Below are 14,663 nucleotides of genomic sequence, written 5' to 3' on the forward strand. Positions count from 1 at the left end.
TTAAAAAATCACTTTTATGGAATTACTTACTATTAATAATGTTTGGATGATGGTGTGTACCGCCCTGGTATTTTTTATGCACCTGGGCTTTTCACTACTTGAAGTTGGACTTACAAGACAAAAAAATGCCATTAATATCCTGTTTAAAAACGTATTTATTATTTGTGCCGGGTTACTTACCTACGCTATTATAGGTTTCAACCTGATGTACCCTGGCTCCTTTATTGCAGGAATAATCCCTGACTATTTCTTTGATCTTTTTGGATTAAGTGCACCTCTGGCGGACGGTTCTTTAGACTTAACTTATAACCAGGGTTACACCTACTGGACAGACTTTCTTTTCCAGGGAATGTTCGCAGCCACAGCTGCAACCATCGTATCGGGGGCTGTAGCTGAAAGAATTAAACTAGGAAGTTTTATGCTATTTTCTGTGATTTATATCACTATTGTTTATCCCATCGTAGGTTCCTGGAAATGGGGCGGAGGATTCCTGGCTGATATGGGTTTCTATGATTTTGCCGGTTCTACTTTAGTCCATTCTGTAGGAGGCTGGGCAGCACTTATTGCCATATACTTATTAGGCTCTCGTTTGGGAAAATTTGGGAAAGATGGTACTTCACATGCCATACCAGGACACAACATCCCACTGGCAACTGCCGGGGTTTTCATCCTTTGGTTAGGTTGGTTTGGCTTTAATGGAGGCTCAGTACTTTCAGCTGATCCGTCTTTAACTTCTATCACTCTGGTGACCACCTGCCTTGCTGCAGCTGCTGGAGGTATCTCTGCATTTATTGTCTCCACACTAACCTATAAGAATTACGATCTTACCATGTTCTTAAACGGAATTCTGGGAGGACTTGTAGGTATTACTGCAGGAGCCGATGTTATGTCTCCCTTGGACGCTATCCTTATAGGTCTTGTTGCGGGCGGTATAATTGTATTCGGGGTGGCCCTTGTCGATAAACTTAAACTCGATGATCCTGTTGGAGCAGTAGCGGTTCATCTTATCTGCGGAATTTGGGGAACACTTGCCGTAGGAATCTTTGGAAGCCTAGCAGGGTTTGACCAGTTGCTCATTCAATTGGCTGGCGTGGGAATAATAGGTGCTTTTTGTTGTATTTCAGCATTTATTATTCTATCGATTATTAAAGCCACCATGGGATTAAGAATGCAAGAAAAAGAAGAAACAGAAGGCCTGGATGCACACGAGCACGGGATGGATGCCTATGCCGAATTTGGTGCTGTGCACGATAGATAAATTTTAATAATTTAAAAGAAAAAAGGAGCGCTTGGCGGAGCGCTCCTATAGGTAAACCTTTCATAAAGCTTTGCTCAACACATTTCAACTCATTAAACAAGACTTTTATTATGAAAAAATTTACAATTACAAATATCCAAAAAATATTCCTGTTAGGAATATGTTTTGCCATAGGTTCTAACTTGCAAGCTCAGGAAGCTGATACTTCTGAAAGTGAAAGTTTTATGTCCAATTTTAGCATAAGCGGATCTGTTGACACTTACTTTCGAACCAATTTCAATGGATTAAATAAATATGCCTATAACGAAGCAGGGGAGATTATTGCTGTTCCCCAGGCTCCCGCCTCTTCTTTTGCCAATGACCCGGGTTTTGCTATTGGAATGGCCAATGTTATTTTGGGCTACGAGGGTGAAAAAGTAGGTTTTGTGGCCGATTTAGTATTCGGTCCAAGGGGGGAAGATGCTGTTTTTGCATCCTCGGCACCCAGCAATATTGTAAACCAGCTATATGTTTACTGGAATGTCTCGGACGCGGTTACCCTAACGATGGGTAATTTCAATACCTATTTGGGTTATGAAGTAATTTCACCAACTGCCAACTTTCACTATTCTACTTCATATATGTTTTCCTATGGCCCTTTTTCTCATACCGGAATTAAAGCTGACTTTGCGATAGATGACAATTGGAGTGCTATGCTTGCTGTTATGAACCCCACGGACTGGACTGAATTTAATCCTTATGGAAAATATACTTTTGGAGGCCAGCTTGGTTATGCCAACTCTAAGGGAAGCGGATTTTTAAACCTTTTATATGGAGAACAAATGCCGCTTTCGGATGAAGCTACTTTCCAGATAGATTTGACCACCGGGTGGGACTTTACCGAATCTTTTTATTTAGGCCTGAATACAACCTATAATACTACGGATGGTGCAGGATTTTATGGAGCAGCACTTTATCCACAAATCCAAACTTCTGATAGTTTTGCTATTGGTCTGCGGGCGGAATATTTTAAGGAACTAGAGGATGGAGGGCCAGTATATGGCGCTGATGCAGAAGCAATAGACTTCACCCTTACCGGGAGCTATTCAGTTGGAAGCCTAACTATTAAACCAGAGGTTCGTTTGGACCAAGTATCCAACACCCCTGATCCGGTCTTTTTAAACTCGGATTTAGAAGGAACCGATAATCTGTCCTCTTTTGTACTGGCAGCCATCTACGCGTTTTAAATTAATCATTTAAAGTTCTTTATCCCTGCCGGGATAGCAATTTCTAAATGATTATCGGCAGGAACTATAGGACAGGAAAAATTACCACTATAAGCACAGTAAGGATTATATGCTTTATTAAAATCTAACAAAATGGAATCACCCTCCGGTATCCTTAAGTCTAAATACCGTCCGCCGGAGTAGGTGGTTTCGCCATTAGTAAGATCTGTAAAAGGAAGAAATAAATAATTATAATATTCAGGGTCAGAAATAAGCTCCTGATTCTGAAAAACATTTAATTTAAAATCCTCTCCCTTAATTTTAAAATATAATTCTCCGTACTTCACATACACCGGTTTTCTATCTGTAGTAGTTTGCATTCTAAATGGCGCTTCAGCCGGGGTTCTTAAAAAATGAGCTTTCACTATAAAAGCCGAATCAATTTTAAAAAAATCCAGGCCTTTAAATTCAGCTAAATCTTTATCAGAAAGTGGGGTGCGTTGGGGATCACCGAACTTTTCATTTATTTCCTGTTGAAACTTCATTACGCTTTGCTCCTGCGCCAAAAATGAGTTGGACAGCAGTAAAAAGAATAGGAAACTGAATTTCAGCTTAATTGCCGGCTTTATAATATTTGGCCTCTCCAAGATATTCCCTGATTTTATCATTATAAGGTTCACTTATTTTAAGATCTAAAATACCTTTTATATCGTACAGAGCTTCCATATCGTCAAATCCGGTTTTTAGTAAATCCTCCAGGTATAGCAGTGCAGTCTGGTGATCCCCATCGTGTCCGGCTATTTTAATGATATTTAAATAAGCTTCTGGATCTTTTTTATCGAAAATCGTTCGCAGTATACTTACAAAGATTTTTGTTTTGGAATCCGCAGCAGAATTCACGTAATTATCATAATAATTTTTGCTTAACACATCCAGAAATCCCTGTAGCCTGCTGGCCATTTTCTGCTGCGCCCCATTAGATTTTTCTGCCATTTCTTCCAATTCTGCCACCTTTGCGGCCCACCAACCAATATTTTCAAAATTGGCTGTTACCACATCGGTCTCCATAAAATAAATATACTCTTGCTGACTTTCCTCCTCTTTGGCCGTAGCATTCCGATAATTTCTTCTTTGTTCCCTAAAGGCATCATTCCTTCTTATATCCCTTATCCTATCTTTTAAATCTGTTTCCAGGTCAAAATCTTCATATTTTTCCTCGATTTGCTGTAATTTTTCAAAAGCTCGATAATAATCGCGCCTGCGGCGTAAAACTTCTGCATAGGCTACTTCCTCATTAAAAAGGGTTCTCACCAAATCTAAATCTTTTGGTCGGCTGCCTTCTTTGATCGCATTCAGGGTAAAACCTGTAACTGCGTTTTGAATTACATCCACACTGGGCCATTCAATTTCTTTCTCACAGCTATAATAGTTCATTTCCGTTGGAAAGTCCTCCTGGTCCATATAGGATACGATTTCCTTTAAGGTATTCATGGAATTATTACGATCACAGGCAATTGCACTAAACATAAATTTATTGGACGAATTCAGGTATTGTGTGTTTATCCAGGCATCTTCGATGGCAAGTACCCCAGAGACATTATTGAAGATAAACGGAAGTGCAGTGGCTAATTGACCTCCCTCTGCAAGACCTGCTATATAAACCTGCTCCCGATCTAATGGCAGCATCCCGTCTACCTGGTTTACAAAAGGTCCTACTTTCTTAATATTGTTTTGCAATGAATCCTTTTCTAAATTCAAATTAGAGGCTGCTATAATATAAGACTGCTGTTCGGCAATTGTTCTAAAAAGTTGGGTAGCCGCTCTTCCCCTTCCTTTGGGATCGAAAACAAAGATGATCGGCCACTGCTCTTTTTCAGAATAATCCTGAGGAAGGTATAGGGAGAAACTGTTGCCAGTAGTATCAGCCGCTGGGATCGAATCTACAATGCTTCCTAAGGGAATTTTAATTTCCTGGCCATGCCCGATTTGAGAAATAAAAAGAAAACTTAATATTAGAAATGATGCTTTTTTCAACATAATAGTATATAATTATTATAAATATAAGCATTGATAACAAAGATCGTGCATAAAAAAGCCCTCATCAAAAGATGAAGGCATATTACTATATCGTTGATAGGTTTTACTTTTTAATACGTTGAAGTCTCAAGTTGTCATTTCTAAAGAAAAGACGGGCAATTAAAGATACTACAAGTAAATCTGCAAAGACTAAAAACAATACCCTCACTACTTCAATACCGGCAAAATTTAATCCGGAAAATCCCAAAGCACCGGTTAAAGCCGCTACAATTAGGAACAATGTACTATACTTTCTCATAATGCAATTTCTTTTAAGCAAAAATAGCTACATAATAGTCGTGTCGCTATTAATAAAATTACAATTTGCTATAATTTAACTAAATCAAATATAGCTATTAGCAATTCGTTAAAAACAAAAATAAAACCAATGGATTTTAACTAATTCATAGAAAAAAAGGCTTCCATAATTGGTTATTTGAAAATCTCTGAGAACTGGCTTTACTTATTTTTAACATTATAATAGCTTGTTTTTATGCATAGGTGCGAAATTCACTACCTGTGATAGTACAATATGGGTTTTTGTTTCGCCATAAGTAATTAACTTATCTATGAATTCTTCCAGATGTGCCTGATCACGGAGCACAACTTCCATAATAATATTTTCATTTCCGGTTATTCGGTAACAATTGCTTACCTCTTTAAATTCCCTGACCTTTTCCAGAAAAGGTTTTAGCCTTCCCATAAATGCACGTAGGGTTATTATGGCTTTTAACTGATGGCCGGTTTTATGATAAGAAATTTGGGTTTTATATCCGTGAATAACCCCAGCATCTTCCATTTTTTTTACCCTTTCAGCTACCGCTGGAGAACTTAATCCTATTTCTCGTCCAATTTCAGCAAAAGAGTAACGGGCATTTTTTTGCAATCGGTCCAAAATTTTCCAGTTTAAATCATCAATTTGCATATCAAAGTTTTTAACAAGTAATACCTTCAATTTTTAGGTAAAAATTCATTTCTGCATTAAAACCCAAAGATAAACTATTTAATTTCTCGCTAATTTTACTTTGAAATTAAATAGAATGCCACAAGCTTTTCCTAATAACACCTACCAAATGCCGGCTTATCGCAAAGCTTTGGAAATTTTCAAGCTTTCCAGAGCAATGGCCGTTCATTTTACACAAGACAAACATGTCCTTGAAATGGGCTTCTCCGCAAGTTCGAAGGATAGATTTGCAGGAGATCTTGTAACTGAATCCCTACAGCTTGCTCCAGGAGTGGCTTCCGTAGCTACGGCAAAAAATTATGGTTCCCGTCTGGAACGTATTCGAAATATCAGAAAAGCCAGTAAAAGCCTGAAATTACTTTGCAAAAACCTCGAATTTTCGGGAGTAAGGGAAAGTGAATTTCTCGTGCTGTTAAAAAACGAGATCCAAATTTTCGACAAAATGATCGTAGATTGGATTAAGCACATTAGAAAAGCCTAGTTTGTTCTGCTTATTTTCGTTTAAAAGAAAGCGATTTTAATTCCCTCGATAAGCATATTCGTACCAATAATGGCAATAATTAATCCCATTATTTTCTCTATCACAATAATCTTGTTTTGCCCAATGAACCGCACTAAATAATCACTGGAAATAAAAGCCAGGTGGTTTAAAAACATAATCAACCCGAACATTGCAACAATAATTCCCATATCCATATAACTGGCGGTAGTGGTATAATTCATCGCCGTTACAATAGTACCCGGCCCCGCAAGAATAGGAATTGCAAGCGGAGATATTGAAATACCTTCGTTAAAGTCGATTTCTTTCTGGTTATCAATACTTGACTGCTGCGCTCTAATCATTTCAAAACCAACAAAAAACACCAGGATACCACCAGTGATTTTAAAGGCAGGGATGGTTAAACCAAAAAGCTGAAAAATATATTTTCCCAATAAAATAAAACCGGTCACAATCACAAAAGCCGTAAAGGTTGCCTTCTTAGAAATAAAACGCTTTCTTGTTCCATCGGCCTGCTTGGTCAGGCTCAGAAATATGGGGATATTCCCAATAGGATTATTGATCGCAAAAAATGCGGTAAACGCACCTATGGCATATAACCAGACATTTTCCATAGATTAAATTTTTGGGTACTTAAAAGGTCGAAATTTAGAAGCTGTAAAACTAATCTGAAAATTTAGCCCCACCCAATAAAAAATAGGAAATTTTTAAGCCTTATACCTATCTTGTATTAGAGAATATTTCAATTTCCGATCCTTAAAAGAATAATAAGGCCAAAAGCAACTTATCCAATCATCACAAAGTGCACTAAGCTCTTGGGATTTTTAATTTCTAAGATACCAGATCAACTTTTAAAATATTTCGCATGAGCCCAAAAACCCCTAGTTAATCGGGATAACTGCTTCACGAATTGTTAGCAGGCAAAGGGGCTTCGAAAATTCATTCTCTGCTTACATATTTCTTCTATACTGGCCCCCAACTTCAAACATCGCCTTGGTAATTTGCCCCAGGGAACAAACTTTGGTGGCCTCCATCAATTCTTTAAAAATATTTTCGTTTTTAATCGAAGCTTCCTTAATCCTCTCCAATGCCTCTTCAGCGGAATCTTCTTTGGCTTTATGAAGCGTGTTGAGGGTTTTAAGCTGGTGCTTTTTTTCCTCCTCCGTAGCCCTGATTACCTCGCCTGGGGTGACCGTGGGAGAACCCGTCGAACTTAAAAAAGTATTGACTCCAATAATGGGATAATCTCCGTTGTGCTTCAGGGTCTCATAATGCAGGCTTTCCTCCTGAATTTTTCCACGTTGGTACATCGTTTCCATCGCTCCAAGCACCCCGCCTCTTTCTGTAATTCGATCGAATTCGGTTAATACGGCTTCTTCTACAAGATCGGTCAACTCTTCGATTATAAAAGATCCCTGAATTGGATTCTCGTTTTTGGCAAGTCCTAGCTCTTTGTTGATAATCAGCTGTATTGCCATTGCCCTTCTTACTGAAGCTTCTGTAGGCGTGGTAATGGCTTCATCGTAGGCATTGGTATGCAGGGAATTACAATTGTCATAAATGGCATACAAAGCCTGAAGCGTCGTTCTAATATCATTGAAATCTATTTCCTGGGCGTGCAGGGATCTCCCAGAAGTCTGAATGTGGTATTTCAACATCTGTGCTCGTGGGTTCGCTCCGTATTTATGTTTAAGTGCCTTAGACCAAATCTTCCGTGCTACCCGTCCAATTACCGCATATTCGGGATCAATTCCATTGGAAAAGAAAAAAGAAAGGTTGGGACCGAATTTATTGATATCCATTCCACGGCTCAAATAATACTCCACATAAGTAAAACCATTGGCAAGGGTAAAGGCCAGCTGGGTAATTGGATTGGCTCCGGCTTCAGCAATATGGTATCCGGAAATAGACACCGAATAAAAGTTCCTTACCTTTTCTTTGATAAAATACTCCTGGACATCACCCATTAAACGTAAAGCGAATTCCGTAGAAAATATACAGGTATTTTGTGCCTGGTCCTCTTTAAGAATATCGGCCTGAACCGTTCCCCGAACCACGCTGATAGTTTGTTCTTTGATATTAGCATACACCTCTGGCGGTAATACCTGGTCACCGGTAAGCCCCAGGAGCATAAGGCCAAGACCATTGTTTCCCTCGGGCAGATCTCCTCGATAAACCGGGCGGTCCAAACCATTGTCATCATAAAGTTCTTTATATTTTGCTTCAACTTTATTTTCTAGTTGGTTTTCTTTGATATACTTTTCACATTGCTGATCTATAGCCGCATTCATAAAGAAACCAAGCAACATGGGCGCAGGACCGTTTATAGTCATACTGACCGAGGTCATCGCATCGGCCAAATCAAAGCCGGAATATAATTTCTTAGCATCATCCAAACAGCAAATAGAAACTCCGGAATTCCCGATTTTCCCGTAAATATCAGGACGCTCATCGGGATCATTTCCATAAAGGGTCACCGAATCGAACGCAGTAGAAAGCCTTTTAGCCGGCAAGCCCATACTCACATAATGAAAACGTCGGTTGGTACGCTCCGGGCCACCTTCCCCGGCAAACATTCTTGTGGGATCCTCTCCCTGACGTTTAAAGGGGTAAAGCCCTGCAGTAAAAGGAAACTCTCCCGGTACATTTTCCTGAAGGCACCATTTTAAAATATCACCCCATGCTTTATACTTGGGCAATGCAACCTTGGGAATCTGCGAATGTGAAAGGGATTCCGTATGAGTATCAATTTTAATTTCTTTATCCCGAACTTTAAAGGAATAAACCGGCTCTACATATTTTGTTACTTTATCCTGCCAGCTCTGAATAATTTCCCAATTATAAGGATCCAGATCCATTTTCACCCTATCGAATTCTGCAAAAAGCATTTTTAGAAAATCCTTTTGAGAATCTTCCGCAAATTCCTTTATTTCCTCCTGGTTAATACCGTGTTTCTCCAGGTACTGAGATTGGTTATTGCTCAGGTCTAGACCGCACACAGATTCTATAGTTTTAAAAACTCCATATAGTTTCTGGGCGACCTCAGCCTGGCTTGCGGCCTTTTCATCATAGCTTCTGTTGTTCTCAGCAATTTCCGAAAGATAACGGGTACGTTTTGGGGGAATTACAAATATTTTTTCGCTCATTTCAGCCGAGATCTCAAAAGTGGAATGGAGATCCGCCCGGGTTTTTTCCGCTACCGTATCCATAATTTCACGATATAGGGTATTCATTCCAGGATCGTTAAATTGAGAGGCAATGGTTCCAAAAACTGGTAATTTTTCAGCGTCTTTATCCCATAACTGGTGATTGCGCTGATATTGTTTTTTCACATCCCTCAAGGCGTCCTGTGCCCCGCGCTTATCGAACTTATTTATGGCCACTAAATCAGCAAAATCGAGCATATCGATTTTTTCCAATTGCGTTGCGGCACCGAACTCCGGAGTCATAACATATAATGCTACATCAGAATGATCCATAATTTCGGTATCACTCTGGCCGATTCCTGAGGTTTCCAAAATTATCAAATCAAATTCCGCTGCTTTTAAAACCTCCACGGCTTCAGCCACGTGTTTAGAAAGGGCAAGGTTGGATTGTCGTGTGGCCAGGGAACGCATATAGACATGATCGCTGTTAATGGCATTCATTCGAATTCTATCCCCTAGTAAAGCGCCACCGGTTTTTCTTTTAGAAGGATCCACTGAGATAATCCCTATATTTCTTTCGGGGAAATCACTTAAGAATCGGCGTACCAGTTCATCTACTAAACTCGATTTTCCCGCACCACCGGTTCCTGTGATTCCCAGTACAGGAATTTTACTTTTTTCGGTTTCTTTTCTTAAGTTCCTAAAATGCTTAAGAAAAGCATCATGTTTATTTTCAGCAAGGGAAATAAGCCTTGCGATAGTGTTTACATTCTTATCCTTTAAATCTTCAGCAACAGATTTTTCTTCCGCCAGATCACGTGTTTCATAATCAACCCGTCTGACCATATCATTGATCATCCCTTGGAGTCCCATTTCACGGCCATCATCAGGAGAATAGATTCGGGTTATTCCGTAATCCATTAACTCCTTAATTTCCTCAGGAAGAATAACTCCGCCACCACCACCAAAAATAGCAATGTGACTGGCGTTCTTTTCCTGAAGCAAATCGTGCATATACTTAAAATATTCGGTATGCCCACCCTGGTAAGAAGTCATTGCAATGGCCTGTGCATCTTCCTGAATTGCACAATTGACCACCTCTTCCACACTTCTGTCGTGCCCCAGGTGAATTACCTCAACACCCGTAGACTGAATAATCCGGCGCATTATATTTATAGCTGCATCATGCCCGTCAAAGAGCGAGGCAGCCGTAACAATTCTTATTTTATTTTTAGGAGTATATGGTTTTTGTTGTTCCATTGCTAATTATCTCTGAATTTTGGACCTGCAATTTACGAAAATCGCATTCAAATATTGGTATTTTAAGTTTTTTATAAGGATCTTCCAATTGCTATTCCCGAAAAACATTGCATTGAAAAAGTAAATTCTCAAGTCCCAATCTTAAATTTATATCTTTGGTTAAAAAGCAATTATATGAAAAAGATTTTTTTGGTTTTTATAGTACTTATCTTTTCTTCCTGTGCCCAGTTGCAAACCATTGCCGAAAACTACCCACAAATTGGTGTTAGTAATACTGAAATTGCTTCCGGTTTGCGTCAGGCTTTAGATATGGGAATTGAAAAGCAGGTGACCAAGCTTACGCAAGAAAATGGGTTTTACAATAACGAACTGGTAAGAATTACGCTTCCCCCCGAATTGCAAAAAATTGACAAAACCCTTCGTGATGTCGGTTTAGACGCCTTAGCCGATGAAGGTTTAAAAGTTCTAAATCGCGCTGCTGAAGAAGCCGTAAAAGAAGCTACTCCAATCTTTGTAGATGCGGTGAAAGAAATTACATTTTATGATGCTCGGGATATTCTGTTAGGCCCTGATAATGCCGCCACTTTATACCTTACCAATAAAACACAAGAACCCCTCTATAATAAATTTAAGCCAGTAGTTGCTTCTTCCCTTGATAAAGTTGGGGCGACAGAAATCTGGGCTACTATTATCAAGCGTTACAACAACCTGCCCCTTACCAATGACGTAAATCCAGATCTTGCAGATTATGTGAGCGATCAGGCCCTTGATGGGGTTTATACCATGATTGCCATTGAAGAAAGGGAGATTAGGGAAAAGGTTTCGGCAAGATCTACAGCCCTTTTAAAACGCGTTTTCGCACTTCAGGATTAACTTTTTCATTTAAAAATTCCTAAAAAATGACTCACTTTCTAGCTATTGGAGCTCCTCAAATTATTTTGATACTCATAGTTCTTATTCCACTTTTATTACTACCCATCGTTGCTTTAATAGACATTTTAAGGAATGAATTTACCGCTAACAATAAAATAGTTTGGATCATTGTAGTAATATTCTTTAACTTCCTTGGAGCATTTCTGTATTTCATTATGAGTTCTAAACACAAGATGAGGGTTAATTATGACAAGGATTCACCAAATAAAAACGTTTAATTAATATTTTTAACAATTTGAGTTCAAACAGGATAATTTTTACATCAATCTTAACGCCCGCTTAGCATTTACTTTGCATAGATGAGGCTTATCTTTGTTCCAAAGACGAAAACAAAATTATGTTCAAAATCTTTGAGACAAAATCTACAGAAGAACACCTTAGTGATAAGTATCAATACCTTATGCATAAAGCTTATAAATTGGCACTTACCGACAAAGAAGAGAGTGACAGGCTGAACGCCCGGGCCAAGAAGATTCTAATGGAGCTCAAAAGAATGCAGTATGATAAAATTGATTAAAGGCTAAGGCTTTTAAAATAATCCATCGCCTTTATCAACCTTGACCCGTACCAGCTGAAATATTCCCCATCTACCAACTTTACTTGAGTATTTAATTCAGAAAAATATGCTTTATGCTTTTCCTGAAAAGGAAACGGCTCAGAAGATAATAAAATAATATCAGGTTTATTTGCTTTTAAGTCCTTCAGGCTTGTTTGGGGATAGCGAGCTTCATTAAAAACATTTTCCAGCCTATTCAACTTTAAGAGCTCATCTATAAAAGTATCCTTTCCGGCTACCATTAAAGGTTTTTTCCAGATTAAATAAGCTACTTTTTTTACAGGCCTGCCGCTAAGTTGCTTCTCCAGCGAGTTCATTTTTATCTTTATGGAATTCACCATGGTTTGGGTCAAAGCTTGTTTTTGAAAGAGCTTTCCATACTGATCCATTAATTCAAAGGCATCGGCAAGCTTTACGATATTTGAAACATGAACTGGAGCAATATCTTCTAACTGCATCACCATCTCACGGGTGTTCTCTTCTTTATTACAAAGAATAATATCAGGCTTTAGGGACTTTATTCTTTCTAGCTTTACCTGTTTGGTTCCCCCAACAATTTTCTTGCTTTTCCGAAGCTCTTCGGGATGAACACAAAACTTAGTGATTCCTACCAGGCTTTCTTCTAGGCCTAAGTCAATCAACAATTCTGTTTGGCTGGGCACCAGGGAGATAATACGTTTTGGCACATCGGGAAGGTGAATTTCTCTATGTAACTGATCTCTGAGCTCCATAAGCAAAAAAATTAAAGCTGCTTCAATTCCTCGGCCATTTGCTTTTGCAGCACTTCAGCTTTTGCTCCTGCTATTTCAGCGAAATTTGAAGATTCTGAAGCGTATATTATTTTTCGAGAAGAATTTACCAGAAGTCCTACATTTTTACTCATTCCATAGGTACACACATCTTCCAATTTCCCCCCCTGGGCCCCCACCCCGGGCACCAGAATAAAATTTTCGGGAATTATTTCTCTAATTTCCTTTAGAAACTCCGCTTTCGTAGCTCCGACCACGTACATAAGCCGGTCGGCATTCTTCCAGGTTTTAGAAATTTTAATCACCCTTTTATAAAGCTCTTCCCCATCTATAACCTGTGTTTGAAAATCGAAAGCACCTTCATTGGAAGTCAGGGCCAGTAAAATTGCCTGCCTGTTGTCAAATTCCAAAAAGGGTTCTACCGAATCTTTACCCATATATGGTGCCACTGTCACGGAGTCGAACCCGAGATCCTGTAAAAAAGTTTTAGCATACATTCTGGAGGTATTACCAATATCCCCGCGTTTTGCATCTGCAATAGTATAGATTTCAGGATACTGGTGATGAAGGTAATTTATCGTTTTTTCTAAAGCAAGCCAACCTTCAACGCCACTTGCTTCATAAAAGGCAATGTTCGGTTTATATGCGACACAAAATCGATGGGTTGCATCAATAATGGCTTTATTGAATTCAAAAATAGGATCGTCTTCAGATAATAAATAAGTCGGAATACGATCTATATCCACATCAAGGCCTACACACAAAAAAGAGTTCTTTTTCAGGATCTGCTCGGTTAATTCTTGTGGAGACATAGGTTAGATTTTGTAATTAAAATATGTTTGAAAATATAAAAAGAAAATTCCGCTTTCAAGAAAAAGTAATCCTTAAAAGAAAATAGATTTCCAGTTCCGGGATGCTGGATTTAAAATATATCAGAATTCTCCTTAAGCTTCTCGGTGTTTTCCACCAAACGCAATTCATCTATAATTTTCTGAATATCCCCGTTAATGATATTAGAAAGATCATATAAAGTAAGGTTTATACGGTGATCAGTAACCCTTCCCTGGGAATAATTATAAGTTCTAATCTTGGCACTACGATCCCCACTGGAAACCATTGAGTTTCTCTTGGCGGCATCGGCTTCCTGCTTTTTAGCAAGTTCAATTTCATATAACCTGGACCTTAAAACCCTAAAAGCTTTTTCTTTATTTTTATGCTGAGATTTCTGATCCTGACACTGTGCAACCAAACCGGTTGGTTCGTGGGTCAGACGTACTGCAGAATAGGTTGTATTTACGGATTGACCACCTGGACCAGAAGAACAGAAATAATCAATCCTTACATCTTTCGGATCTAATTCCACATCAAATTCCTCAGCTTCAGGAAGCACCATTACCGTTGCTGCCGAGGTATGTACCCTACCCTGAGTTTCGGTTTGAGGTACACGCTGAACGCGGTGTACACCAGCTTCAAATTTCATAGTCCCGTACACATCTTCCCCAGAAACTTCAAAAATCATCTCCTTAAATCCCCCGCTGGTACCCTCGCTATAATCTACAATATTATGTTTCCAGCCTTTGCTTTCCACATACTTAGTGTACATTCTATAAAGATCTCCAGCAAAAATACTGGCTTCATCTCCACCGGTTCCCGCTCTGATTTCCATCACCACGTTTTTGGCGTCGTCCGGATCCTTAGGGACCAGCATCATCCTGATCTTTTCTTCGAGTTTGGGCACTTCCTTTTCGGCTTCCTCAAGCTGCATTTTGGCCATTTCAGTCATTTCGGGATCGCTCCCATCTGAAATAATTTCTTTGGCTTCCTCTATATTATTGGTAAGCTCCAAATATTTTTCTCGCTCATCCATTAAAGCCCTAAGGTCTTTATACTCTTTATTTAATTCTATATATCGCTTTTGATCTGAAATTACATCGGGCTGAATAATTAAATCATTCACCTCATCAAAACGCTGCTTTACTATGTTAAGCTTCTCAATCATATAATCACACGGATTTTA

Annotated in this window: 15 protein-coding genes; 6 read left to right on the forward strand and 9 right to left on the reverse strand. The window is 38.9% G+C overall.

The genetic code is table 11. The annotated features are described in order from the left end of the window. The first annotated feature begins 16 nt into the window (after positions 1 to 16). Together DET49_RS10905 and DET49_RS10910 are read left to right on the forward strand one after the other, a co-directional pair. Positions 17 to 1,258, forward strand: a complete 1,242-nt coding sequence (locus DET49_RS10905) for an ammonium transporter (RefSeq protein WP_133548139.1) — start codon at positions 17 to 19, stop codon at positions 1,256 to 1,258. A 110-nt stretch (positions 1,259 to 1,368) separates the two neighbouring features. Continuing rightward, on the forward strand, positions 1,369 to 2,484 hold the full coding sequence (locus tag DET49_RS10910; RefSeq protein WP_133548140.1) for a porin: 1,116 nt from the start codon (positions 1,369 to 1,371) through the stop codon (positions 2,482 to 2,484). Positions 2,485 to 2,489: 5 nt separating this feature from the next. Here the strand turns inward: DET49_RS10910 and DET49_RS10915 are convergent, their stop codons facing one another. The 4 genes from DET49_RS10915 to DET49_RS10930 form a co-directional block, all read right to left on the reverse strand. Then, positions 2,490 to 3,008 carry a DUF1684 domain-containing protein gene (locus DET49_RS10915; RefSeq protein ID WP_317130315.1) on the reverse strand — a complete coding sequence of 173 codons (519 nt, stop codon included), beginning with the start codon at positions 3,006 to 3,008 and terminating at the stop codon, positions 2,490 to 2,492. A 67-nt stretch (positions 3,009 to 3,075) separates the two neighbouring features. Then, positions 3,076 to 4,500 carry a hypothetical protein gene (locus DET49_RS10920; RefSeq protein ID WP_133548142.1) on the reverse strand — a complete coding sequence of 475 codons (1,425 nt, stop codon included), beginning with the start codon at positions 4,498 to 4,500 and terminating at the stop codon, positions 3,076 to 3,078. 103 nt (positions 4,501 to 4,603) lie between these two features. Next, a complete protein-coding gene (locus DET49_RS10925) occupies positions 4,604 to 4,798 on the reverse strand; it encodes a DUF1328 domain-containing protein (protein WP_133548143.1) in 195 nt (64 codons plus the stop codon). A 216-nt stretch (positions 4,799 to 5,014) separates the two neighbouring features. After that, complete coding sequence (locus tag DET49_RS10930) at positions 5,015 to 5,464, reverse strand: Lrp/AsnC family transcriptional regulator (protein ID WP_133548172.1); 450 nt, start codon at positions 5,462 to 5,464, stop codon at positions 5,015 to 5,017. A 115-nt stretch (positions 5,465 to 5,579) separates the two neighbouring features. On the opposite strand from DET49_RS10930, the gene DET49_RS10935 reads away from it, so the two are divergent. Then, complete coding sequence (locus DET49_RS10935) at positions 5,580 to 5,984, forward strand: hypothetical protein (protein WP_133548144.1); 405 nt, start codon at positions 5,580 to 5,582, stop codon at positions 5,982 to 5,984. Between the two features lie 20 nt (positions 5,985 to 6,004). Here DET49_RS10935 and DET49_RS10940 read toward each other — a convergent pair whose 3' ends face one another. Continuing rightward, positions 6,005 to 6,616 carry a MarC family protein gene (locus tag DET49_RS10940; protein WP_133548145.1) on the reverse strand — a complete coding sequence of 204 codons (612 nt, stop codon included), beginning with the start codon at positions 6,614 to 6,616 and terminating at the stop codon, positions 6,005 to 6,007. A gap of 336 nt (positions 6,617 to 6,952) precedes the next feature. Beyond that, a complete protein-coding gene (locus tag DET49_RS10945; RefSeq protein WP_133548146.1) occupies positions 6,953 to 10,408 on the reverse strand; it encodes a methylmalonyl-CoA mutase family protein in 3,456 nt (1,151 codons plus the stop codon). A 174-nt stretch (positions 10,409 to 10,582) separates the two neighbouring features. On the opposite strand from DET49_RS10945, the gene DET49_RS10950 reads away from it, so the two are divergent. From DET49_RS10950 to DET49_RS10960, 3 genes are all read left to right on the forward strand, one after another. Beyond that, a complete protein-coding gene (locus DET49_RS10950; protein WP_133548147.1) occupies positions 10,583 to 11,281 on the forward strand; it encodes a DUF4197 domain-containing protein in 699 nt (232 codons plus the stop codon). 26 nt (positions 11,282 to 11,307) lie between these two features. Further along, on the forward strand, positions 11,308 to 11,559 hold the full coding sequence (locus DET49_RS10955) for a PLD nuclease N-terminal domain-containing protein (protein WP_133548148.1): 252 nt from the start codon (positions 11,308 to 11,310) through the stop codon (positions 11,557 to 11,559). Between the two features lie 119 nt (positions 11,560 to 11,678). Continuing rightward, positions 11,679 to 11,858 carry a Lacal_2735 family protein gene (locus DET49_RS10960; protein ID WP_133548149.1) on the forward strand — a complete coding sequence of 60 codons (180 nt, stop codon included), beginning with the start codon at positions 11,679 to 11,681 and terminating at the stop codon, positions 11,856 to 11,858. Here DET49_RS10960 and DET49_RS10965 read toward each other — a convergent pair. From DET49_RS10965 to prfA, 3 genes are all read right to left on the reverse strand, one after another. Next, the gene (locus DET49_RS10965) at positions 11,855 to 12,628 is read right to left on the reverse strand and encodes an ABC transporter substrate-binding protein (RefSeq protein WP_133548150.1); all 774 of its coding nucleotides are present in this window, start codon (positions 12,626 to 12,628) and stop codon (positions 11,855 to 11,857) included. The two genes, DET49_RS10960 and DET49_RS10965, sit on opposite strands and share 4 nt — an antisense overlap. 11 nt (positions 12,629 to 12,639) lie before the next feature. After that, complete coding sequence (gene pyrF / locus DET49_RS10970; protein WP_133548151.1) at positions 12,640 to 13,458, reverse strand: orotidine-5'-phosphate decarboxylase; 819 nt, start codon at positions 13,456 to 13,458, stop codon at positions 12,640 to 12,642. A gap of 110 nt (positions 13,459 to 13,568) precedes the next feature. Then, on the reverse strand, positions 13,569 to 14,645 hold the full coding sequence (prfA, locus tag DET49_RS10975; protein WP_133548152.1) for a peptide chain release factor 1: 1,077 nt from the start codon (positions 14,643 to 14,645) through the stop codon (positions 13,569 to 13,571). Positions 14,646 to 14,663 lie beyond the last annotated feature (18 nt).

It is taken from the genome of Salegentibacter sp. 24 (genome assembly GCF_004362395.1).
Lineage (GTDB): Bacteria > Bacteroidota > Bacteroidia > Flavobacteriales > Flavobacteriaceae > Salegentibacter.

Bases quoted from the DNA above. Each gene is read 5' to 3' on its own strand.
- DET49_RS10905 (WP_133548139.1), top strand. From the start codon at position 17: ATGGAATTACTTACTATTAATAATGTTTGGATGATGGTGTGTACCGCC.
- DET49_RS10910 (WP_133548140.1), top strand. From the start codon at position 1,369: ATGAAAAAATTTACAATTACAAATATCCAAAAAATATTCCTGTTAGGA.
- DET49_RS10915 (WP_317130315.1), bottom strand. From the start codon at position 3,008: ATGAAGTTTCAACAGGAAATAAATGAAAAGTTCGGTGATCCCCAACGC.
- DET49_RS10920 (WP_133548142.1), bottom strand. From the start codon at position 4,500: ATGTTGAAAAAAGCATCATTTCTAATATTAAGTTTTCTTTTTATTTCT.
- DET49_RS10925 (WP_133548143.1), bottom strand. From the start codon at position 4,798: ATGAGAAAGTATAGTACATTGTTCCTAATTGTAGCGGCTTTAACCGGT.
- DET49_RS10930 (WP_133548172.1), bottom strand. From the start codon at position 5,464: ATGCAAATTGATGATTTAAACTGGAAAATTTTGGACCGATTGCAAAAA.
- DET49_RS10935 (WP_133548144.1), top strand. From the start codon at position 5,580: ATGCCACAAGCTTTTCCTAATAACACCTACCAAATGCCGGCTTATCGC.
- DET49_RS10940 (WP_133548145.1), bottom strand. From the start codon at position 6,616: ATGGAAAATGTCTGGTTATATGCCATAGGTGCGTTTACCGCATTTTTT.
- DET49_RS10945 (WP_133548146.1), bottom strand. From the start codon at position 10,408: ATGGAACAACAAAAACCATATACTCCTAAAAATAAAATAAGAATTGTT.
- DET49_RS10950 (WP_133548147.1), top strand. From the start codon at position 10,583: ATGAAAAAGATTTTTTTGGTTTTTATAGTACTTATCTTTTCTTCCTGT.
- DET49_RS10955 (WP_133548148.1), top strand. From the start codon at position 11,308: ATGACTCACTTTCTAGCTATTGGAGCTCCTCAAATTATTTTGATACTC.
- DET49_RS10960 (WP_133548149.1), top strand. From the start codon at position 11,679: ATGTTCAAAATCTTTGAGACAAAATCTACAGAAGAACACCTTAGTGAT.
- DET49_RS10965 (WP_133548150.1), bottom strand. From the start codon at position 12,628: ATGGAGCTCAGAGATCAGTTACATAGAGAAATTCACCTTCCCGATGTG.
- pyrF (WP_133548151.1), bottom strand. From the start codon at position 13,458: ATGTCTCCACAAGAATTAACCGAGCAGATCCTGAAAAAGAACTCTTTT.
- prfA (WP_133548152.1), bottom strand. From the start codon at position 14,645: ATGATTGAGAAGCTTAACATAGTAAAGCAGCGTTTTGATGAGGTGAAT.